This window comes from Methylocaldum sp. MU1018, from assembly GCF_053646775.1.
Genome location: NZ_CM132195.1, coordinates 3,250,257 through 3,271,198 on the forward strand (window position 1 = coordinate 3,250,257; position 20,942 = coordinate 3,271,198).

19 protein-coding genes, 1 tRNA gene and 1 pseudogene are annotated in these 20,942 nt (G+C 61.1%); 17 read left to right on the forward strand and 4 right to left on the reverse strand.

All coding sequences use genetic code 11. The features are described 5' to 3' along the window. Positions 1-3 precede the first annotated feature (3 nt). The 6 genes from ACWJKU_RS14850 to ACWJKU_RS14875 all read left to right on the forward strand — a co-directional run bounded on the left by ACWJKU_RS14850 (position 4) and on the right by ACWJKU_RS14875 (position 4,003). Positions 4-924: a hypothetical protein gene (locus ACWJKU_RS14850; protein WP_454143409.1), complete on the forward strand. Its 921-nt coding sequence runs from the start codon at positions 4-6 to the stop codon at positions 922-924. Beyond that, positions 921-1,904 (forward strand): vWA domain-containing protein, encoded by a 984-nt coding sequence (locus ACWJKU_RS14855; RefSeq protein ID WP_454143411.1) that lies wholly within the window; start codon positions 921-923, stop codon positions 1,902-1,904. Before ACWJKU_RS14850 ends, ACWJKU_RS14855 begins: the two co-directional genes overlap by 4 nt. Beyond that, entirely contained in the window at positions 1,892-2,464 is a 573-nt protein-coding gene (locus ACWJKU_RS14860; RefSeq protein ID WP_454143413.1) for an MxaK protein, read from the forward strand. The genes ACWJKU_RS14855 and ACWJKU_RS14860 overlap by 13 nt, the downstream gene beginning before the upstream one ends. Beyond that, positions 2,401-3,468, forward strand: a complete 1,068-nt coding sequence (locus tag ACWJKU_RS14865) for a vWA domain-containing protein (RefSeq protein WP_454143415.1) — start codon at positions 2,401-2,403, stop codon at positions 3,466-3,468. The genes ACWJKU_RS14860 and ACWJKU_RS14865 overlap by 64 nt, the downstream gene beginning before the upstream one ends. Positions 3,469-3,471: 3 nt before the next feature. After that, positions 3,472-3,687, forward strand: a complete 216-nt coding sequence (locus tag ACWJKU_RS14870; protein ID WP_454143417.1) for a DUF2905 domain-containing protein — start codon at positions 3,472-3,474, stop codon at positions 3,685-3,687. A gap of 239 nt (positions 3,688-3,926) precedes the next feature. Further along, positions 3,927-4,003: transfer RNA gene (locus ACWJKU_RS14875), tRNA-Arg, on the forward strand. Positions 4,004-4,016: 13 nt separating this feature from the next. Here ACWJKU_RS14875 and ACWJKU_RS14880 read toward each other — a convergent pair. Continuing rightward, on the reverse strand, positions 4,017-4,784 hold the full coding sequence (locus tag ACWJKU_RS14880; protein WP_454143419.1) for a tyrosine-type recombinase/integrase: 768 nt from the start codon (positions 4,782-4,784) through the stop codon (positions 4,017-4,019). A gap of 87 nt (positions 4,785-4,871) precedes the next feature. Here ACWJKU_RS14880 and ACWJKU_RS14885 point away from each other — a divergent pair, with 87 nt between their 5' ends. Genes ACWJKU_RS14885 through ACWJKU_RS14895 form a run of 3 tightly spaced genes read left to right on the forward strand, consistent with a single transcriptional unit; the run spans position 4,872 to position 6,917 of the window. Next, positions 4,872-5,192: a hypothetical protein gene (locus ACWJKU_RS14885; RefSeq protein WP_454143421.1), complete on the forward strand. Its 321-nt coding sequence runs from the start codon at positions 4,872-4,874 to the stop codon at positions 5,190-5,192. A gap of 10 nt (positions 5,193-5,202) precedes the next feature. After that, positions 5,203-5,622 (forward strand): hypothetical protein, encoded by a 420-nt coding sequence (locus tag ACWJKU_RS14890; RefSeq protein ID WP_454143423.1) that lies wholly within the window; start codon positions 5,203-5,205, stop codon positions 5,620-5,622. Then, complete coding sequence (locus ACWJKU_RS14895; protein ID WP_454143425.1) at positions 5,613-6,917, forward strand: hypothetical protein; 1,305 nt, start codon at positions 5,613-5,615, stop codon at positions 6,915-6,917. Before ACWJKU_RS14890 ends, ACWJKU_RS14895 begins: the two co-directional genes overlap by 10 nt. 60 nt (positions 6,918-6,977) lie before the next feature. On the opposite strand, the pseudogene ACWJKU_RS14900 reads toward ACWJKU_RS14895, so the two are convergent. Together ACWJKU_RS14900 and ACWJKU_RS14905 are read right to left on the reverse strand one after the other, a co-directional pair. Then, positions 6,978-7,945: pseudogene (locus ACWJKU_RS14900) on the reverse strand (IS3 family transposase). A gap of 50 nt (positions 7,946-7,995) precedes the next feature. Then, positions 7,996-8,130, reverse strand: coding sequence for a hypothetical protein (locus ACWJKU_RS14905; RefSeq protein ID WP_454143427.1), 135 nt, complete (start codon positions 8,128-8,130; stop codon positions 7,996-7,998). A 541-nt stretch (positions 8,131-8,671) separates the two neighbouring features. On the opposite strand from ACWJKU_RS14905, the gene ACWJKU_RS14910 reads away from it, so the two are divergent. The 7 genes from ACWJKU_RS14910 (at position 8,672) to ACWJKU_RS14940 (ending at position 14,107) form a co-directional block, all read left to right on the forward strand. Beyond that, positions 8,672-8,965 (forward strand): hypothetical protein, encoded by a 294-nt coding sequence (locus ACWJKU_RS14910; protein WP_454143429.1) that lies wholly within the window; start codon positions 8,672-8,674, stop codon positions 8,963-8,965. A 202-nt stretch (positions 8,966-9,167) separates the two neighbouring features. Next, complete coding sequence (locus ACWJKU_RS14915; protein WP_454143431.1) at positions 9,168-10,148, forward strand: fascin domain-containing protein; 981 nt, start codon at positions 9,168-9,170, stop codon at positions 10,146-10,148. 328 nt (positions 10,149-10,476) lie between these two features. Beyond that, the gene (locus ACWJKU_RS14920; RefSeq protein WP_454143433.1) at positions 10,477-11,601 is read left to right on the forward strand and encodes a Fic family protein; all 1,125 of its coding nucleotides are present in this window, start codon (positions 10,477-10,479) and stop codon (positions 11,599-11,601) included. 472 nt (positions 11,602-12,073) lie between these two features. Then, positions 12,074-12,724, forward strand: a complete 651-nt coding sequence (locus ACWJKU_RS14925; RefSeq protein ID WP_454143435.1) for a DUF938 domain-containing protein — start codon at positions 12,074-12,076, stop codon at positions 12,722-12,724. Between the two features lie 45 nt (positions 12,725-12,769). After that, complete coding sequence (locus ACWJKU_RS14930) at positions 12,770-13,348, forward strand: beta-class carbonic anhydrase (RefSeq protein ID WP_454143437.1); 579 nt, start codon at positions 12,770-12,772, stop codon at positions 13,346-13,348. A 166-nt stretch (positions 13,349-13,514) separates the two neighbouring features. Then, positions 13,515-13,868 carry a cupin domain-containing protein gene (locus ACWJKU_RS14935; protein WP_454148147.1) on the forward strand — a complete coding sequence of 118 codons (354 nt, stop codon included), beginning with the start codon at positions 13,515-13,517 and terminating at the stop codon, positions 13,866-13,868. A gap of 116 nt (positions 13,869-13,984) precedes the next feature. Further along, a complete protein-coding gene (locus ACWJKU_RS14940) occupies positions 13,985-14,107 on the forward strand; it encodes a transposase (RefSeq protein ID WP_454143439.1) in 123 nt (40 codons plus the stop codon). 447 nt (positions 14,108-14,554) lie between these two features. On the opposite strand, the gene ACWJKU_RS14945 is transcribed toward ACWJKU_RS14940, so the two are convergent. Further along, a complete protein-coding gene (locus tag ACWJKU_RS14945; RefSeq protein WP_454143441.1) occupies positions 14,555-16,990 on the reverse strand; it encodes a phosphoketolase family protein in 2,436 nt (811 codons plus the stop codon). A gap of 521 nt (positions 16,991-17,511) precedes the next feature. Between ACWJKU_RS14945 and ACWJKU_RS14950 the strand changes: the two genes are divergently transcribed. After that, a complete protein-coding gene (locus tag ACWJKU_RS14950) occupies positions 17,512-20,901 on the forward strand; it encodes a GH36-type glycosyl hydrolase domain-containing protein (protein WP_454143443.1) in 3,390 nt (1,129 codons plus the stop codon). The last annotated feature ends 41 nt before the right edge of the window (positions 20,902-20,942 follow it).

Sequence of the window (20,942 nt, forward strand, 5' to 3'; positions counted from 1 at the left end):
ACGATGCGCCCGCAACGTAAACCGAATTTCGGCTTTGGCCTGATGCTTCTGTCGGCTTCCGCCCTCGCCCACTCCGGCGAATCGACGCCTCTCGTCGAGCTGTCGGCGCCGCGGAATTTCGGCTATGTCATAGGGGACCGGGTGGAGCATGACATCCTCGTCACCGTGCCCAAGGCTTATGCCCTGGAAACCGAATATCTGCCCAAACCCGGCGCGCTCAACGAATGGCTGGACATCCGCGCCGTCAGTTGGACGAAGACCGCCGACGGGCATGCGGCGCATTACCGATTGCGTCTCGACTATCAGGTGTTCAAGGGCGTACGGCAGCCGGAAAAACTCACCATTCCGGCCCTGCCCATCCGTTTCCGGGGTCCGGCCCCGTTGGAGCTGCAAACGCCGCCGTCGGACCTGACGGTCTCCCCGATCATTCCGCCCGCCGTCGCAGACGAAAGCGTCGAAATTCGCGAATCCGCCGATCCCGAACCGCTCCCGACCCATCCGCACGGGCTGAGGCTGATCGCCTGCCTGGCCGGAATTTCGGCCGCGCTCCTGCTTCTCGCCTGGCGATACGGCAAATTACCGTTCTTCGCCGGTGCCCGGCCGCCATTCGCGCGCAGCTTGCGCGATTTCGGGAAGCTCGGCCACGAATCGGGCGATGCCGATGCGTACCGCAGCGCGGTCAAGCTCCTGCACCGCGCCCTGGACGACACCGCCGGTTTTCGTTTGTTTGCCGGGGAACTGGAAATGTTCCTCGCAAACCGCCCAGCCTTCGCGGAAATCCGAGACGAACTGAACCATTTTTTCGCGCTGTCCCGGCGCGTCTTTTTCACCGCACCCGATGCGCCGATTCCGGCGGATTACCCGTTCAGCCGGCTGGAGGCCTTATGCCGCCGATGCGCGGCCGCCGAGAGGAGGAGTGCTTGAATATCGGGTTCTCCGCGCCGTGGGCCTTGCTGCTCGGCATGACCGCCCTGCTGCCTTTGTTTAGGCGCGGGCAGGCCGCGACTCCCTACTCCACGATTTCGCTGATCCCGAACGACCCGCTGTCGACGCTGCTCGACCGGCTGCTGCGCTTCGCCGCCGCGGCGGCGGCGCTATGTCTCAGCCTGGCCATAGCCGGCCCTTATTTGCGCGAGCAATGGGTGGACAGAATCGGCACCGGGGCTCATGTCGTGCTGCTGCTCGACCGGAGCAGCAGCATGAACGAGAACTTTTCGGGCCGTTATCTGGGCGGCGGCGCGCAGCAAACCAAAGGCGCCGTAGCCCGAAAACTGCTGGGCGAATTCGTCGCCCGCCGGGAACACGATCTGTTCGCCATGATCGATTTTTCGGCCGCACCGATCTATGTCATGCCGTTCACCCAGGATCGGCCGGCGATCCTGGCGGCCATCGAAGCCGCCGGCGGGCGTGGCCACGGGGTGACCAATATCGCTCCGGGATTGGCGATGGCGCTCGATTTTTACACCGGAAAACCTTTCACCGGTTCCCGAATCATCCTGCTGGTTTCGGACGGGGCGGCGCGCATCGAAGAAGAAACCCGCGACCAACTCCGGCAGTGGTTCCAGGAAACGCGGGCGACCCTTTACTGGATCTACCTCCGCAACCCGAGGAGCGGACGTCTCTCCGAGAAGCCGGTCAATCCGGGCGAAAGTACGACGCCGGAATATTTCCTTCATCAGTATTTCCAAAATCTCGGCGTGTCCTACCGGGCGTTCGAGGCGGAAAATCCGGAAGCGCTGCAACGCGCCATCGCCGAGGTGGAGCGCTTGGAAAACCTTCCGCTGCGCTACCGGGAAAAACTGCCGCGCCGGGATGTATCCGGTTATTGCTACGCCGCCGCTCTCGCATTTTTGGCGCTGCTGCTCGGCGCCAAATCCTTGGAGGTAAAGACATGGCCCGCTTGATCGCACCCTCGATACGAATGCGGCGCTGGCCGGCGCTGATCTGGAGCCTTCTGGCGGCGCTGCTGGCGGGAGCCGTTTACGAAAGCCATGCCGTTTTCCGAATCACCCGGCAAAACGACCTGATCGCCCATCCGGAACGGATCGAGGTCGACGGCGAAACGCCGCCCGTTCTGGTCTTCGCCAAAGCCCGGCAGCTTGAGCGAGCGGGTGAGACGCAAGCGGCGCTACGCCTTTACGGCAGCATCCTCGGCCGCGGCGACGAGCACTTTCGCGAGCGCATGCACTACAATCTCGGCACGCTTTATCTTCGGGAAGCCGCCGTGCTGTGGAACGCCAAGGGCGTTTTGGAATACGTCCGCGTCAACACCCTGGTCGCTCTAGCCAAGGAGCAGTTGCAGGATGCCGTGCGGCTGAATCCGGATGACTGGAATGCCCGCTTCAATCTCGAATACGCCCACCGGATCACGCCGCCGGCCAAGGAGCGGGAAAAGGCGGGTTGGCACGGAGCGAAACCCAGCGTATTCGCGACCGTTCCCACCATTCCGGGCGGCGCGCCGTGAAAGGCTGGAAAAAAACCCGCCGCGCTTCTCGGCACGGATGCGGGCCGCTCGACACGGTCTTTTCGCAAGCTCCGAGGACACGGCTTTTTCGCCGAGACTGGCGCGCGGCGGCGCTGCTCGTTGCCGCCGCGCTCGTCGCCCTGACCTTCGCCAACCCGAAATTCCCGCTGCCCCTGCGGGTCTACCGCTATGCGTTCGTCATCGACATCACACAAAGCATGAATGTCCGCGATTACCATATCGAAGGCATGCCGGCGGACCGGCTCGGCTTCGTCAAGGAATCGATCCGCCGGGCGGTACGCGACCTGCCCTGCGGCTCGGAAGTCGGGCTCGGGCTGTTTTCGACACAGAGCGTTCAACTGCTGTTCGAACCCATCGAAGTTTGCGAGCACCTGCCCGTGATCGACGACGTGCTCGCCCACGTCGATTGGCGCATGGCCTGGGCGGCCAACAGCCTTATCGCGCAAGGTCTTTATGCCGCAATCCGCGATATCGGGAACCGTGATCCCGGCATCCGACTGGCATTCTTCACCGACGGCCAGGAAGCGCCGCCGCAAACGTTCAGCCCTCTGTTTACCGGGAAACCGGGAGAAATCGCCGGTCTGATCGTGGGCGTGGGCGGATTGCACCCGACCACCGTCCCGAAATACGACCGCGAAAACCGGCTCATCGGTTATTGGGAAAATACCGACATCGCGCAGATGCCGGAATCCAGCACCGTCTACGAAACCAAAGAACCGGAAGCGGCGCCCAGACCGCCGCGCGAAGGCTATTATCTTTCCTGGCTGGACGAAACCCGCCTGCGCGAACTGAGCGCGACAACCGGCCTCCGCTACCATCGCCTGGAAACGCCGGAAGGTCTCGCCGAAGCCTTGCGCACCCCGGAATTCGCCGAGCGCCGGACCACCGAAACCGACATCCGGTGGCTGCTGGGGCTCGCGGCACTCTTGTTGTCGGCCACGGTCTACTTGAAGGATGGCGGCGAAACTTCGCAAAGAGATTGAACCATGCCCTTCGGGAAAATACTCATTTACGCCGGTATCACCCTGTTTCTGCTCGGCTTGCTCCTATCCTACGTGCCGGGACTGTTCGGCTGGTTCGGAAAACTTCCCGGCGACATACGCATTCAGGACGAACATCGGTACATCTTCGTCCCCATTACGTCGATGATCGTCGTCAGTCTCGTGCTGACTCTGCTGATCAACCTGTTCTTTCGCCGTTAGCGGCCGCGATCCGGCGAGTCGACGGAAGTGCGCATCTTGGCGCCCTGCCCTTCGTGCGAAACGTTTTCGAGACCGGTTCATGACCTTTCAGGCGAACCTGGGCGCATCATTTGCCGAATGGAAGTTTTTTGAAGCGGGCCATGACACGGCGCATTTTGCCGAGTCATGGGGTAAAATGAGAAGGAATGGAACCGATGGGAATCGTCGGCAGCGGGGGTGCCGAGCCCAAAACAGTCTTCGCCCCGGTAGCTCAGTAGGATAGAGCGTCCCCCTCCTAAGGGGAAGGTCGTACGTTCGAATCGTATCCGGGGCGCCACACAATCAATCACTTAGCTAAACCTTGATGGTTTTTCACGACCGTCAACGTGACTATTTCGTGACTTATCCAAGAGGCTCAACGCAGCCCTGGTATTCTCCGGGCTGAGATGAGCATAGCGCCCGGTCATCTTGATCGAGCTGTGCCTAAGGACATCTCGAACGGTATACAACGGTACGCCGTCCATGACCAACCCGCTCGCCAAGGCGTGGCGCTGGTCGTGAATCCTGAAATTTTTGATCCCTGCTTTCTTGATTGCCGACTTAAACGAACGGCGAAGCGTGGTCAATCGCTCGCCATCCTTCCGGCAAAACACCCAGGGACTCTCCGGGCAGTAGCCGGCCCTGAAATTGGCCCTGGATAGCCGCGGCCCCCTCACCTCCTGATTGATCGGTACCGTGCTGACCTTGCGGCCCTTCTGGTCCTGTTCACCGAGCCAAATCAGGTTGTTTTGAAAATCAACGCGATCCCACGTCAACCCGAGCATTTCGCCGAGTCGACAATCCGTGTTCAACGCCAAGCGGACGAAGTCCACCAGCCAAGGTGCGCGACGATTGTCTCTCGCGGCAGCAATGAGCTGTTGCGCCTCATCCGGCGTTATCCAGCGCGTTATACCTTGGGGCTCTCGAAGTTTCTTCTTCGCGGCAGGATTCGGGATTTTCCATCCGAGTTCATCCCGACAGTAATTTATCGCGGCACAAAACAGTCCAACTTCCTTATTGATGGTGGCGGGCGAGGCACCACGAGCTTGCCTTTGCCTGATGTAGGCTTTGACCTCCAAGTATTCTATCGATGTGATGCTCCGCCCTTGAAGAGCCAGATAAAGATGGCGAGCAGTGCTTTTCACTTTCGACGTAAATTGAAACCGATGGCTTATCTCGGTACCCCCATCGGTCCTTTGCGCGGCGTCATTTACCGACAGGACCGCACGGTGGACGCCCGCCGCATCGTTGAAGATCTGCGTAGCGAAGCCTATCTTCCCAGCAAAGGCGCCATCACCATTCTGGATGCGCTGATTCCGGCCTCGGTCGTCTATCGGGAGGCTGCCACGTACAAACAACCGGTCCACCGATTGGAGCGAAGGTCCAGAAATCAATCCCCCACGGCTCTGGATACCATGCTGGGTTTGGTGGTCGAGCTGTTTCCTCATCTGAAGCTCGCCGAGCTGTTACCGCCGAACAAGGCGTGACAGGCGCTCCATGAGCCGCAAGACGACCATCCCCGATGTACGCGGCCTCTTATTGGAGGGAAACTTCGGTGCCAGCCGGGATTTGCCCGCTACCGACCCACTCACCACGACCCAAATGCTCCTGGAGATCAAGCCGTACGACCGCAATCCCCGGCGCGAGCTCAATCCCCGTTATCACGACATCAAGGACTCGATCCGCGCCCATGCCGGCCTCAACAATCCGCTTACCGTGACCCGGCGCCCCGGTGACGAACTCTTCATGGTGGAGTCCGGCGGCAACACTCGGCTGATGATCCTCAAGGAACTATGGCAAGAGACACAGCACGAGTCATTTCGCCGAGTGCATTGCCTCTTCGTTCCCTGGAAATCCGAAAGTCACGTCCTCAGCGCTCATCTGACGAAAACGAACTGCGCGGCGAGATGCTGCTGATCGACAAGGCCGTGGCCTTGAAGGATCTCCAGATGCAATTGGAACAGGAAAGCGGTTGCCGACTGTCCCGCAGCGAATTTCAGCGCCGGCTGGCTGCCAAGGGCTACACGATCTCGCGCCGCCAGATGATCCGCTACGAATACGCCGCCGAAGCTCTGGAACCCTTGATTCCAAGGACATTGCGGGGAGGATTGGGACGCCATCAGATCGACCGGATCCGCGATATCGAGCAGGCCTATCGGGTCGTGCATCGCTCGCTTTCAGCGTCCGCACCCGCGCCGCTTCCCGCCTTCGATCCCTGGTTTGCCGACGTGTTGGCCGGCCAAGACGGCGATACGCCGGATCTAACGACAGCGCGGCGCGAGATCGATTGCCGGCTCGCGGAATTGTCCGGCCATCCGCTGAATCGCATTCGAATCGAAATGGATGCGCTCCTTCATGAAACCTCGGAGGAGCGGGACGAAGCCATGGCGGACCGGGAAATCCCGGATGGCGCGCGATCGGATGTCGCTGCATTGGGTCAGAAAGAACGGTGTTCAGGAACCGGTAACGATACGCATGGAGGACAACCGAAACTCATAGTCGCCAAAGCGCGACCGATTGCTGACGCCGATGGTCCGGCAAGTGCGGCTGCGACGGCCGCACCGAAGCCCGATCGGTCAATCGCCGACAGCGATCGAGATCCCGATTCGAACGCAAACGATCAGCTCTTGTTCTCGATGCACGAAACCGATGCGGAGCCGGCGCTCTTTCCCGACGAGCGTCTGAATACGGAACCGCGACGTTTGCCCAGAGAGACCGATTTGAAATCACTCCGCAGCCGGGCCCACGTTCTGGCGCTGAAAATCGCCCAGGGCCTCGGCTTCAAGGAGGCGGTGCACCCCTGGAAAAGCGGGTATGGTTTCGTGCTCGACTTACCCGATAGAAACTTCCGGGACGATCGGTCCTGGTACGGTTGGTGGCAGCTGTTCGGGCTGTCCGAGCAATCGGCCAGCGAGGAACGCCTGGCCCTGGCGCCGAATAGCCTTCGGCTGCCGGTTCTGCTTCGGGAAGGGCGGGAACATATGATTTTCGAGATCGTCGATAAACCGCCCGGTATTCTGGAACTCCCGCTTCATTTGCTGCTGTCCCGTCAGATTTCCGATCAGGTGTTTCACGATCTATTGCTGCTGATGGAAGGCTGCCGAACGCTGCGCAAACAATTCCGGGAAAGTGATCTATGGGAATGCATCACCGTCGAACAGGTGCGGATGCGTGCTCTCTTGGCCGAAATCGAGAGAAAAGACGATGGATAACGTCCATGCCGAATATAATCTCCAAACCTGAGGTCGGTTGGCAATCGTGGACGCCAAAGATCAAGCCGCCCGCTGATTCCGATAGAACGGTTGGGCGTAGGCCGCGGGCGACAGATAGCCTAATCGGGCCTGGCGCCGTTGGCGGAGGCCTGAAAACCGAACGGCTCCAGCAGCGCCCGATAGGCGTAGGCGACATACTGGCGGCTCCGATCGGAATGGTGGATCAGGCCCGGAGCGGGCCGCCGGATCGATACCGCCCGCCACAGAGACTGCCTGACCAGCGCCGTCGTCATGCGTTCACCCAGCGCGTAGCCCACGATTTCCCCGGTAAACAAGTCCTTGTGGCCGACTAGGTACAGCCACCCTTCGCCAGTCGCGATGTACGTCAGATCGCTGAGCCAAACCTCGTTGGGCGCCCGTGCTATCGTAAAGTCCTGGCCCAGAAGGTTATCCGCCACCGGCAGGCCATGCCGGGAATCCGTGGTCGCGTTGAACTTCCGTTTCTGTCGGCAGCGGAGCCCCAGCTTCTTGCGGATCCGCTTGATGCGGTGCGCGGCCAGATCCTGCTGCAACCGTTCCGGCCCGTAGGTTTCCCGCGTCCGTTGATGCGCGGCCTGGATCTCCACCTCCAGCCGGGGCTCGTCACGGGCATGCCGCGACAACGGTCGTTTCAGCCAGGCGTAAAATCCGCTCGGAGACACGTCGAACACCCGGCACATCAACCGCACCGGATCGTCGAGTCGCAATGTCTTCATCAGCGCGGATCTTGCAGCGGCATCCTTCGCTTCGCTCTTCCTTGGCAAAGCTCGCTTCAGCCGGGCCAACTCCAGCTCGGTCAAGGGCGGCCGGCTCGGCCCGATGGCCTTCAACGTGCCTTTTCGCGCCGCAATCACCCCGTTCTGCAGGGTCTTGGGCGACAGCGAGAGCCGCTGTCCAGCTTCCCGCAACGACAAGCTTTCTTCCAGCACCCATTTCACCGCCTGCTCACGGAATTCTTGGGTATAGGTTCCTTTCGGTAACTTTCGCATGCAACACCTCCGTCTCATCATTGGAAACTTTGGTGTCCACTTTTTCCAGCTTACCTCAGGTGTTTGAGCAAGTGGTCGCGAAAGACACCCGCCCATGAGCGCTCCAGCGCCTGCCGTTTGGGTTTACTAAAGTGATCACTGATGTCGAACAAATCGGCGGTGACGTGATCTCTGATGGTCAACATCGGTGAACCATTCCCGAAAAAACGAAGCGTCTATTTTGCCGGTTATCGCCACCTCCGGGACTTTTTGCCGGCCCGTCGACATTTGACCATTTCTCTCTCTTGATCAGCCGTATTAGTTCTTTGTTCATTTCAAAGCCCAACAAGTAATTGAACGATTTTTGTTCATCATCCGTCACACTCTTACCACACGTTCTCTGTTTGACAAACATCCTCGATTTTCTTGGCCGCACCTCCAGTCTATCTCCCAATTCCGCGAGATAGCCGATCAGTATACGTGCGGCAGTAGGGCCAATGTCGTTAAGTTAAGCCGTCATGCCGGCAGGGAGTGCTCGCCCCTTCCCTGGGGCTCGTCCTTCGGACGAGCCCGCGGCTGTCCAAAACCGTTCCCGACGGTTTTGTGCCGGAATCTAAACGCCAAGGATGGCATCGGCTCGGGTCACATCCCTGTACTATGGATGCCGACATTCCCTGCCGGCATGACGGCTTAACTTAACGACATTGCTCCCTTTCCGACTTCAGTCCGCGTCCGCGCATTGCCCTGGTGACCGGGGCCGCCCAGGGTGTCGGCGCGGCGGTCGCCTCGGCAGCTGTCGATCGCGAGCCCGGCGTCATCGACTATCTGGTCAGCGTGGCGGGCGTTCTGTATACCGGCAAGACGCTCGATGCGGTGGACCGCCGCGGGCAATCTCGGCGGCCCTTTACGTTTTCATCCTTGGCATCTAAATATTTCAATGATTTATCCGCTGTGCCTGCGATAATCTGTTATTGCAGCAGCCCCGATTCTTACATCAACCACGCTATGGCGAAGTCGCCGCGTGAATTTCCTGTTCTTTAGGATTGAACGAGATAAGAGGTCCAGTATGCGAACACACCGATTGCCATCACTCTGGCCCATCGCTTGTTTTCTCATGAGCCTGGCGGGCCACGCCGCGGATGCGTCCGCATCCCCATCCGGTTCTCTAACGTCGTCTAGCGTCGTCGAACAGGGTCAAGGCCAACCGGCCTCTGGTGAAGTCCAGGAGGGCGGGATTGCCCCAATGCAGAGTCTCCCTGCCTTATTGCCTTGGCCGGGCGAGTTCGCGCTGCGGACTTACAAAGGCTTTTATGTGACCGCGATTGATGGGGGAGGAAGGATAGCCGAACCTGTCCTCCTGACGACCGCGACGACAGCCGGGCCCTGGGAAAAGTTCAAATTTGCCGTGACTTACCCCGACACGCCTCACGACAAGAGCATTCAGACGTCCCGCGGCAATTATTTGACTGCGCTGAACGGAGGAGGCCTGACGAGTGGTGCTTTTCACTCAGATGCCACGCAAGCCCTAGACTGGGAGCGATTTCGACTGCTCGATCTGAGTGTCGGCGACTTCGCGCCCAGTTTTTATGCGATTAATACGATAAACGGGTTTTATGTCACGGCAGTCGGAGCCGGCGGCAAATCCGCAGATGCCTTTCATACCGATGCGACGCAGATTCAAAATTGGGAAAAATTTCGGATCGTCAAGTGCGGCGACGTAGGATCGGGATTCGAGTACGGCATTCTGACCGCGGACGGTACATTTCTGTCCGCCCAGTTGCCAGGCGGCCAGTCACCGCAAGGAGACATAATACTAGCCGGACGGGCAGAACCGGAGTCGCGATTTAAACTCATCCGGCAAAGCGACGGCTCCCATGCTCTGCAGACTTCCAATGGTGTGACCTTCGTTACCGCCCTCGGTGGTGGAGGACTCGTGCAAAAACATATCGACTGCGACCCGGGCTTTCCAGGTGCATGCATCAGTACCACATCGACCATCTTCCACACTGATGCGACACAAGTCCTGGCCTGGGAGAAATTCCGGATCATCGATCAGGGCAACTGCACTTATGCGCTTCAAACCTCGAGCGGGTTCAACGTGGGAATCTACCGAGACTCAGCCGGAAATACGTTGCTCACCACCCGCCGCGACGGCGTATCGACATCGAACGAATTGTTCCAGCTAATAGTCTACGGCTTGGCTTCACCAGTGGTCCTGCAATGAGAGGGCTACACGCCCGCATGAGTACTATTGACCTGGCCTACAAACTACGCCGGGTTGATTCGGGGTGGAGATGCCCCATGCGGCGGCAAGGGACGAACCGGCGCGGCGCGCGATGAGCGAGTAGCCCGGATGAAACGCAGTGGAATCCGGGGGAGTCGAGGCACCGATCGTCCCGGATTCCGCAAAGCTCCATCCGGGCTACGCTGGCTGACCCCTCTTTTTGTGCAGCGCGACTCTTCGCCTGCCATGCGGCGAATAGCGCCTCTATCGCCGCATATCTTGCGGTAAATGGCTGGGCGATGCGGAGATTGCGATCCATAATATCCGCATGAATAGCGGCGATTATCTTTACATCTGGCAGACCGGTGATTGGCCGAACTGGCGCTACGATTTGGCGGCACTGGCCAGTCCTATGGCCGAGGTCAGTCGCGCCCAGGGGATCTTGTTGGGGCGCCTGGCCGACGTGGGTATGGCGCTGCGCGATCAGGCGAGCCTTGCTGCGCTCACCGAAGATGTGATCAAGACCAGCGAGATCGAGAGTGAGCAGCTCAACGCCGAATCCGTTCGCTCAAGCATCGCCCGTAGGCTGGGCGTGGACATCGGCGCCCTGCCCCCTGTCGATCGGCACGTCGAAGGCATGGTCGAGATGGCGCTCGATGCCACTGCCAACTGCCATGCACCGGTGTCGCGGGAACGACTGTTCGGCTGGCATGCCGCGCTGTTTCCAACCGGCTACTCCGGTCTTTCCAGGATCAAGGTCGGCGGCTGGCGCGACGATGCCACGGGGCCCATGCAAGTGGTGTCTGGCCCCGTTGGCCGGCAGCGGGTGCATTTCGAAGCACCGCCCGCCGATCGTCTGGAGGCCGAAACCAGGCGGTTCCTCGACTGGGTGAATAGCGCGTCCTTTGAGCCGCCCTTGCTCAAGGCCGGCCTCGGCCATCTGTGGTTCGTCACCCTGCACCCGTTCGACGACGGCAATGGCCGTATCGCCCGAGCCATCGGCGACCTGCTGCTGGCCCGCGCCGATGGTAGTCCCCAGCGTTTCTACAGTTTGTCGGCGCAGATCCGGCGAGAACGCAAGGCGTACTACGACATCCTGGAGCGGACCCAGAAACAGTCGATGGATGTCACCGAGTGGCTCGCCTGGTTCCTCGACACGCTCCATCGCGCCATCGATCAAGCACAGCACACGCTCGACACCGTACTAACCAAGGCACGCTTCTGGCAGCGCTGGGCGGCCACGCCATTGAACGAACGCCAGGTGAAGCTGCTCCATCGGCTGCTCGACCGCTTCGAAGGCAAGCTCACCAGCAGTAAATGGGCGGCCATTGCCAAGTGCTCGCCGGACACGGCCCTGCGCGATATCAACGACCTGCTTGCGCGGGGCGTGCTGCGAAAATCGGATGCGGGCGGACGCAGTACCAGCTACGAACTGAACGATCTGCCGGAGTAGCCGCGTCTTCCGGAATTGGCTAGGCTCGCAGATCGAACAGCGCCTTCATGGACGCCCGCCAACTCATGCGGGATGCCTTCGGCGAAGGGGTAACGTTTAATCCGCTTTCGTTAGACCGGTTCTCGGATGGGTTTATGGCCTGTGGGAGCGGGCTTTCGCCAGCCGATTGGACAGTCTGTGCGAGCGCAACAAGCGCTGATCGGCGGAAACGGACTCGCCGCGAGACCGGTCCGAAATGCTTGGCTGCGGACAGCGGAGTGATCAACGGCCCGGAACGAGATTACGCGAAACCTAGCTTCATTTAGTGAAGCTATCTTTCACTACCATACATGCTCCTCCTTGTAATTGCTTGTTTTTATGTTAAATCCGAATCAAACAAGATTGGCACGCAAGCTGCCTATTCTAATTCGCCCGGTTCCCGGACACCTGACCTGAATCATGAAAACAAGATCCTTCCAGAGGAGAATTTTTTATGTCCCAAGACAGACCCCCACTGGATCCCCATCCCCTGAGCCCCTACGTGGCTTGGGCCGGCCGTCGCAACCGGGATCCGATCCTGGAAACACTAAAAACGCTGCTGCCAAAGGACGAAGCCCACGTGCTCGAATTCGCCTCGGGGAGCGGCATGCACCTGCACTACTTCGCCCCGCATTTCGAGCATCTGCAATTCCATCCCTCGGACATGAACGCGGAAGTGTTTCCGAATATCGAAAAGCTGACGGCGGATAGCGGTCTCAGCAACATCCGTAAGCCGCGCCGGCTGGATCTCACCCAGCCGGAAACCTGGCCCGATCCGGACGAAGAGGAATTCCACGCGATCTACTGCATCAACATCTTTCAGGTCGCGCCGGTTTCCATCGCGGACGGCATGATGCAGTGCGCCTCGCAAGTGTTGGCGGACGACGGTTTTCTGTTTATCTATGGCCCTTTCAAAGTCGAGGGGAGATTCGCGACACCGTCGAACGAAGAGTTCGATCGGACCCTGCGTTCAGCGGGCGTGCCGGAATGGGGGCTCAAGGATACGGCCGACCTGAACCGTGCCGCCGCCCAGCATGGCCTGACATTGGATCAAGCCACGGACATGCCGGCCAATAACTTCGCCTTGATCTACCGCCGAGCCTGACCGGCGACTTGGCTTCAATAACAACCATCCTTAGGAGGAAATCTGATGAGCCAAATCCTGACTGAAGTGCTGAATGCCAACCAGGGCTATGCGTCCGGCTTCAACAAAGGTCACCTCCCCATGCCGCCGGGACGGCATTTCGCGATCCTGACTTGCATGGATGCCCGTCTGGATCCCGCCAAGTACGCCGGTCTTTCCGAGGGCGATGCTCACGTGGTCCGCAATGCGGGCGGGCGGGCCAGCGACGATGCGATCCGTTCCCTGGTGATCTCGTATAAGCTGCTCGGAACCCGCGAGTGGTTCGTGATCCATCACACCGATTGCGGAATGGAATTGTTCACCAACGAGATCATGAGCGATTTGCTGAGCAGCAGCCTGGAAACCGCCACCATCGACGCCGGCGGCTGGCACGATGTCGGCAAGGGTCCGGGTTCGACGGACGGCAAATACATCAACTGGCTGACCATCGAGAATCAGGAGCAAAGCGTCGTCGAGGACGTGAAACGGATCCGCAACCACACTCTGGTGCCGAAAAACATTCCGATCTACGGCTTCATCTATGACGTACGCAGCGGCAAGCTGATCGAAGTACCGGAGGCGATGAAGGCCGGGCGCGTCGGCTGAGTCTCGGTTCCGAAGAGGCGAGGCGGATAAGCCCGAAGCCGAACCGAGTCGGTCGGGCACCCATTCAACCGTCTTTCCGTCCAAGCTTTTGCCGGGAAGACGATGATGAATATTTTCTAGAGGTCATGCCATGCAAGGAATTTCACGCTGTTCGTACATTGCCCTCATGCTGGGCGCATTAGGTTTCGGTGCCGGAATTGGCTCAACCTATGCCGAGGAGGCGGCTCCGATGGCCCGGCAATTGTTGTTGAAGAAGGTGGTGCCGCTGTCCGCCGATACGGTGGAAACGCGGGTCATTCGGGTTCAGTTCCCATCCGGCCACAAGACGCCTCTGCATACCCACGAAGGTCCCGGCCCGCGCTACGTGCTCAAGGGGAGACTAAGAGTGGAGGACTCGGGCGAAACGCACGTCTACGGTCCGGGCGATGTTTTCTGGGAAACGGGAGCCGCCATGACCGTAGAGAATATCGGAGGAGGCGACGCCGAAATCGTGATTTTCGAACTCGCACCGGTGAAGTGAGGTAAAGGCCACCAAAAGCTGGCCAATACAGGGGAGGCATCGGCGAGTCTGACGTGATCCAATGCCAGCAGACACCTGCGTTAAGGAGTTAAGCTCTACAACTGCGGTGAAAATTGGTGACAAGAAAACGCTATACGAAGGAGTTCAGGCAGGATGCGGTGCGGCTGGTGACCGAACACGGGCACACTCAGGCCGAGGCCGGTCGCAACCTGGGGATCAACCCGAAGATGCTGGGGTGATGGATCCAGGCGTTCCGGGCCGATGAAAGCGAAGCCTTCCACGGGAATGGCAAGCGGACGGCGGCGACTGCGGGACGAGAACCGTCGGCTGAAGCAGGAGCGCGATATTCCGGTAAAGGCGGCGGCCTTCTTCGCGCAGGAAGTGGGCGGAGATATCCGTTCATTGATCAGGCGAAGAAGGCTTATTCCGTGAAACGATTGTGCCGTGTGCCGGGGGTGAGCCGGGCGGGCTGCTACGCCTTCGTCCGACGACGGCAGCGCGGTCCGGATCCGATGCGCCAGGCGAAACGGGACTCCGTGCGCGGCCAAATCCTGCTGCAACCGTTCCGGTCCGTAGGTTTCCCGCGTCCGTTGATGCGCGGCCCGGCTCTCCATCTCCAACCGGATCTCGTCACAAGTGTGCGGCGACGGCGGCCGAAGCGCCGGACGGAATCCGATCCGCATTCGTCAGCCCGGCCACCGCCACTCCGCCGCTTCCGGCAGATCCGTCCCATGCTCGTAGGCATAATGCCGGCAGGCGAGTTGCCGGTTCCTGAACTTCTCCTTGGCATGGGCGCCGGCCACCCGGATTCTCGGCACCCGGTCGATGACGTCGATGGCAACGCTGAAGCGGTCGATCTGATTCTGGATCGCCAGCTCCAGGGGCGTGTTGATGTTGCCCTTTTCCTTGTAGCCGCGGACGTGCATGTTCTTGTGGTTGGTCCGCCGGTAGGCCAGGCGGTGAATCAGCCAGGGATAGCCGTGAAAGTTGAAGATGATCGGCTTGTCCACGGTGAACAGGCTGTCGAAGTCGCGGTCGGAAAGACCGTGCGGGTGTTCTGTCTCCGGTTGCAGCTTGAACAGGTCCACCACGTTGATGAAGCGGATCTTGAGATCGGGGAATTCCGCCCGCAAGAGAGCGGTGGCGGCCAGGGCTTCCTGGGTGGGGATGTCGCCGGCGCAGGCCAATACCACGTCCGGTTCCACCCCCTGGTCGTTGCTGGCCCGGTCCCAGATACCGATGCCTTTCGAGCAGTGGGCGATGGCGTTGTCCATGTCCAGGTATTGCAGGTGCGATTGCTTGTCGCAGACGATGACGTTGACGTAGTTCTCGCTCTTCAGGCAATGGTCGGCCACCGACAAGAGGCTGTTCACGTCGGGCGGCAGATAGATGCGGGTCACTTCCGCCCGCTTGTTGACCACGATATCGAGAAAACCGGGGTCCTGGTGAGTGAAGCCGTTGTGATCCTGCCGCCACACCGTGGAGGTGATGAGCAAGTTGAGTGAAGCGATTTTCGCCCGCCAGGACAAATGGTTGCAGATGGTCAGCCATTTGGCGTGCTGGTTGAACATGGAATCGATGATGTGGACGAAGGCTTCGTAGGTCGAGAAGAAGCCGTGCCGTCCGGTCAGAAGATAGCCTTCCAGCATGCCTTCCAGAGTATGCTCGCTGAGCATTTCGATGACCCGCCCGTCGACAGCCAGTTCGCCGCCGTCGGCGTCTTCCGGAAGGTAGTTTTCGATCCAGAATTTCTTGCTGGCCTCGTACACGGCGGTGAGCTTGTTGGAGGTGTTTTCGTCCGGGCTGAACAGGCGGAAATTGTTCGGATTGGCGACCATGATGTCGCGCAGGAACACCCCGAGCGGCCGGGTGTTTTCCGCCTCCGTTTGGCCGGGTTGGTCCACGGCGATGGCGTAATCCCGGAAATCGGGCATGCGCAGCATCTTCTTCAGTACGCCTCCGTTGGCATGCGGGTTGGAACCCATGCGGCGCTGGCCGGTCGGGGCCTGGGCGCGGATTTCCGGCACCGGCGCGCCGCTCTCGTCGAACAGTTCTTCCGGCTTGTAGCTGCGGAACCAGTCCTCCAGGCGCTTCAAATGTTCCGGGTTCTTCTTCGCGTCGGCGATGGGCACCTGGTGCGCGCGCCAGAAGCCTTCGATCTTGTGCCCGTCCACCGTATCGGGCGCGGTCCAGCCCTTGGGACTACGCAACACGATCATCGGCCAACGCGGACGACCGACGATGCCGCCGCGGCGGACTTCGCCCTGGGCCGAACGAATCTCCTCGACGCAGCGATCCACCGTGGCGGCCATCGCCTGGTGCATGCTGTCGGGATCGGAGCCTTCCACGAAATAGGGGGTCCAGCCATAGCCCTCGAACAGCTTTTTCAGTTCTTCATGGCTGATCCGGGCCAAAAGAGTCGGGTTGTTGATCTTGTAGCCGTTGAGATTGAGGATGGGCAGCACCGCGCCGTCGCGAGCCGGATTCAGGAATTTGTTGATGTGCCAGGAAGTGGCGAGAGGTCCGGTTTCGGCTTCGCCATCGCCCACCACTGCGGCGACGATCAGATCGGGGTTGTCGAAGGCCGCGCCGCAGGCGTGGGAGAGCACATAGCCCAGTTCGCCGCCTTCATGGATGGAGCCGGGGGTTTCCGGCGTGCAGTGGCTGCCGATCCCGCCGGGGAAGGAGAACTGTTTGAAAAAGATCTTGAGCCCTTGCTCGTCCAGGCTCTTGTCCGAATAAATCTCCGAATAAGTGCCTTCCAGGTACACCGGACCCAATACGCCGGGCGCGCCGTGACCCGGACCGGCCAGAAAAATGGCGTCCAGGTCGTATTTTCGGATGGCGCGGTTCATGTGGGTATAGGCGAAGGACAGTGCCGGGCTGGCGCCCCAGTGCCCCAGCAGCCGGTTCTTGATGTGTTCCGGCCTGAGCGATTCCCGCAACAGCGAATTGTCCTGAAGGTAAATCATCCCCAGGGCCAGATAATTGGAAGCGCGCCAGAAGGCGTGGATTTGGCGCAATTCGTCGGCGTTCAGGGGCGCTCCGGTTACGGTGGAACGGGCAGGACCAAAAGCGCTGATGGCCTCTCTTTCGTCGAGATTTGTGAAATCGGCAGTCATGTCGAGTCTCCTCCATACGTCATTGACGAATTTTTCGGGCAACGGAGGTATTTGGATCGGGTGGGCGCATGACTCTGGGGGAATAGCCGTCCGAGTCGAATCTCCATGCCTGACGAGCCTGCCGCAGCGAGGCTCGTTGGTCTTATTAGAGGCCGGGGCGGTAGTTCCGAGTTCCGTCCGTTAGGGCTGTCGGGTTTCGGCATCCGCCGATGAGCCGCTCCTTCGGAGCAACCGGTTCGCGGCTCCATGGAAGGATAAAGTTCTGATAAATTAGACACGCCCCTCCCTCGTGAACCCGAAAAATTACCGGCGGCTCCGGGATGGGCGAACCGTTGGAGCGTTTTCGATACGGATGCAGGGGCGATGTAGGGGCGACTTGAGTCGCCCTCCCCCACGACATACGCGTTCCGCACGGAATGCCGTCAACGCGAGATGAAAATGCTCTAGCCTTTTGGAGTTCGTCGAATCGGATCGCGCCGCGGCCTTCCGGACCGGCACAACAGATGTAAGGAACCTCGCTCATGGCGAATCACAATCCCCCTCCCCCGATGGAATCCGGTCGTCTCGAAAGCCCTTCCGGCCTTTCCGTACAGGTGAATGCCAACGGCTCGATTCGGCGCATGGATCACAAGGACATTCTCATCAACCTCTTTCCGGGCAACGAGGTGGAGGGAGGTCCCGCCAATCTCTATCTGCGTTTGCCCGGCAATCCGGTCGAAGCCGTTCCATTGCTCGGTCCCCGGAGCCCCGCCGCGATTCGCCGTGACCGGCGAGGTCTCGTCGCGAGCGGCGAATGGCGGGACATCCGGTTTACCGTCTCTCTGGTTCTCGCGGAATCCGCGCCTGCCTGGTTTTGGCACGTGCGGCTGGAGAATACGGGCCGCGCACCGCGAACGGTGGAGCTGATCCATACCCAGGACCTGGGACTGGCCCCGTATGGCGCGGTGAGGCTCAACGAGTATTACGTCAGCCAATATCTGGACCACGCGCCCTTGGCCCATCCCGAGCGCGGAATCGTTCTGGCTTCGCGCCAGAACCTGTCCGTGGGAGGGCGGAATCCCTGGGCGATCGTGGGATCGCTGCGGCGGGGCACGAGTTACGCCACCGACGCCTTGCAGGTCTATGGCCTCGCCGCTCGCGCCGGCCGGCTGCCGCCGGGACTGGCGGAAGGTTTGCCCGGATTCCGCCGCCAGCACGAGCACGCCATGGCGGCGATTCAGGATGCCCCGTTGCGGCTGGAACCCGGCGCCACGGAGGTGGCCGGTTTTTTCGGCGGGTTCCGGGAAGATCATCCGGCGGCGAGCTCCGATGCCGACCTGGTTTACGTCGATCGAGTCCTGAGTCTGCCGGAAGCCGCACCGTCATGGGACCGGAACGCGCCCGAAGGTATCGCGCCGGACGCGAATCTGTTCGGCTCCGCGCCGCTGCTCGATGCCCTGGAACTGACCGAAGCCGATCTTGACCATCTGTTCGGCGGCGAACGTCGGGAGGAAGAGGTCGTCGACGAGGCTCTGCTGTCCTTTTTCGCGGGTTCGCGCCGGCACGTGGCGTTGAAAGTCAAGGAACTGAAAGTGCTGCGGCCCCACGGCCATATCCTTCGAACCGGTAGCGGGCTGACTCCCGACGAGGCCGGACTGACGTCCACCGTCTGGATGGCCGGCGTGTTCCACTCGATGGTGACGCAAGGGCATGTGTCCATCAACCGATTCCTGTCCACCACCCACAGCTATCTGAGCCTGTTCCGCTCCCACGGCCAGCGCATTTTCGTAGACCTGGCCGGAGACTGGCGTTTGCTCGATGTCCCCTCGGCCTTCGAGATGATGCCCGAAGGCTGCCGCTGGATTTACAAACACGATGACGGGCTGATCGAAGTGCGAAGCCTGGCGCCGACCGACAGACACGAGCTGAATCTGGCCGTCGAGGTGTTGTCCGGCCCCTCCGTGCGTTGCCTGATTTCCAATCATGTCGCCATCAACGGCGACGACGGCGCCGAGGCGGTACCGGTGCGGTACGAGCGGGACGAGCAGGGCGTGTTCGTCCGTCCGATTGCCGAGAGCGACGTCGGCCGGCGTTTTCCGGGTGGCGGATTCCGCATCGATCCCGTCCCCGGCACGGGCCTGGAGCAGGTGGGCGGAGACGAGCTCCTGTTCGCCGATGGCCGCTCCCGCCACCAACCATTCCTGTGCCTGGTCACGGCCCCCGCGACGGAGATCGGCTTCCGCATGACGGGCTGCCTGATGGCCGTTGACGCAACGGCCGGGGAGGAGATGAGCCCGGATCGGTACTGGACGGAGGCGGTCGCCGGAACGCGCATCGAACCGCCTGCCGAAAGCCCTCTGGCCGGGAATGCGGCGCGACTCGCCGACATCCTGCCCTGGTTCGCCCATAACGCGCTGATCCACTATCTCAGCCCCCGCGGCCTGGAGCAGTATTCCGGCGGCGGCTGGGGCACCCGCGACGTGACCCAGGGTCCCGTGGAGATGCTGCTGGCACTGGGCCGCTTCGAGCCGCTGCGCGACCTCCTGATCCGGGTGTTCAAGGCCCAGAACGCCGACGGCGACTGGCCGCAATGGTTCATGTTCTTCGACCGGGAGCGGAACATCCGGCCTTCCGACTCCCACGGCGACATCGTGTTCTGGCCCATCCTGGCGCTCGCACAGTACCTCTCCGCCACGGAAGACGCCTCGCTGCTGGAGGAATCGGTGCCCTTCTTCCATCCCGAAGGCGACGGCAAGGCCGAATGGGCGACGCTATGGCAGCATGTGGAGCGGGCGCTTACGGTCATTGGAGCGCGGACGATCCCGGGCACGCGGCTCGCCGCCTACGGCCACGGGGACTGGAACGACGCGCTGCAACCGGTGGATCCGGCCATGCGCGAACGGCTGTGCAGCACCTGGACCGTCACCCTACACTACCAGACCCTGACCACCCTCGCGCAAGCTCTGCGCCGTCTGGGTCTGGACGAGCGCGCGGCCGGCTTCGAGGCGGCGGCCGAGAGTGTCCTGGAGGATTTCCGGCGGCTTTTGCTGGTCGACGATCTTCTCGCCGGTTTCGCTTATTTCGGGGGCGACGGCCGCATCGACTATCTGCTGCACCCGCGGGACCGGACCACCGGCCTCGCCTACAGCCTGTTGCCGATGATCCATGCCGTCATCAACGGCATGTTGACCCCGGCCCAGGCGGAAACCCACCTCGCCTGCATTCGAGACCGCCTCTCGGCGCCCGACGGCGCCCGGCTGTTCGACCGGCCCATGACATACCGCGGCGGCCCGCAGAGGATTTTCCAGCGCGCCGAGAGCAGCAGCTTCTTCGGCCGCGAAATCGGCCTGATGTACACCCATGCCCATCTGCGCTATGCCGAAGCGCTGGCCCGCTACGGCGATGCCGAAGGGTTTTTCGAAGCCCTGTGCAAGGCCAATCCCGTCGGTCTCCGCGCGCTGGTTCCCGCCGCCACCCTGCGGCAATCCAACGGCTACTACTCCAGTTCGGATGCGACCTTCGCCGATCGTTACCGGGCCCAGGCCGAGTACGACCGGGTGCGGCGGGGCGAAATCCCCCTCGACGGCGGCTGGCGGATCTATTCCAGCGGCGCCGGCATCGGCATGAGACTGATTCTACGGTGCTTTCTGGGGTTATGCCGGGAGAAGAACCGGCTGGTGATCGATCCGGTGATTCCGAAGAGCCTGGATGGGCTGCGGATCGAGACGCAACTCCTGGGCCGGACGGTCGAAGTGGTTTATCGCGTCGACGGCTCCGGATGCGGCCCGACCGCGGTGAACCTCAACGGCGCCGACCTGCCCTTTGACCGAAGCGCCAACCCTTACCGCCTGGGCGCCGCCGAAGTGCCCGCGGCGGCGGTTTCGGCCGCGCTGGCCGATGGGATCAACCGGCTGGCGGTGCGGGTCGCTTGAGTGCCGCAAGCCGCCGATGGGGCACGGTATCGATAGCGCGG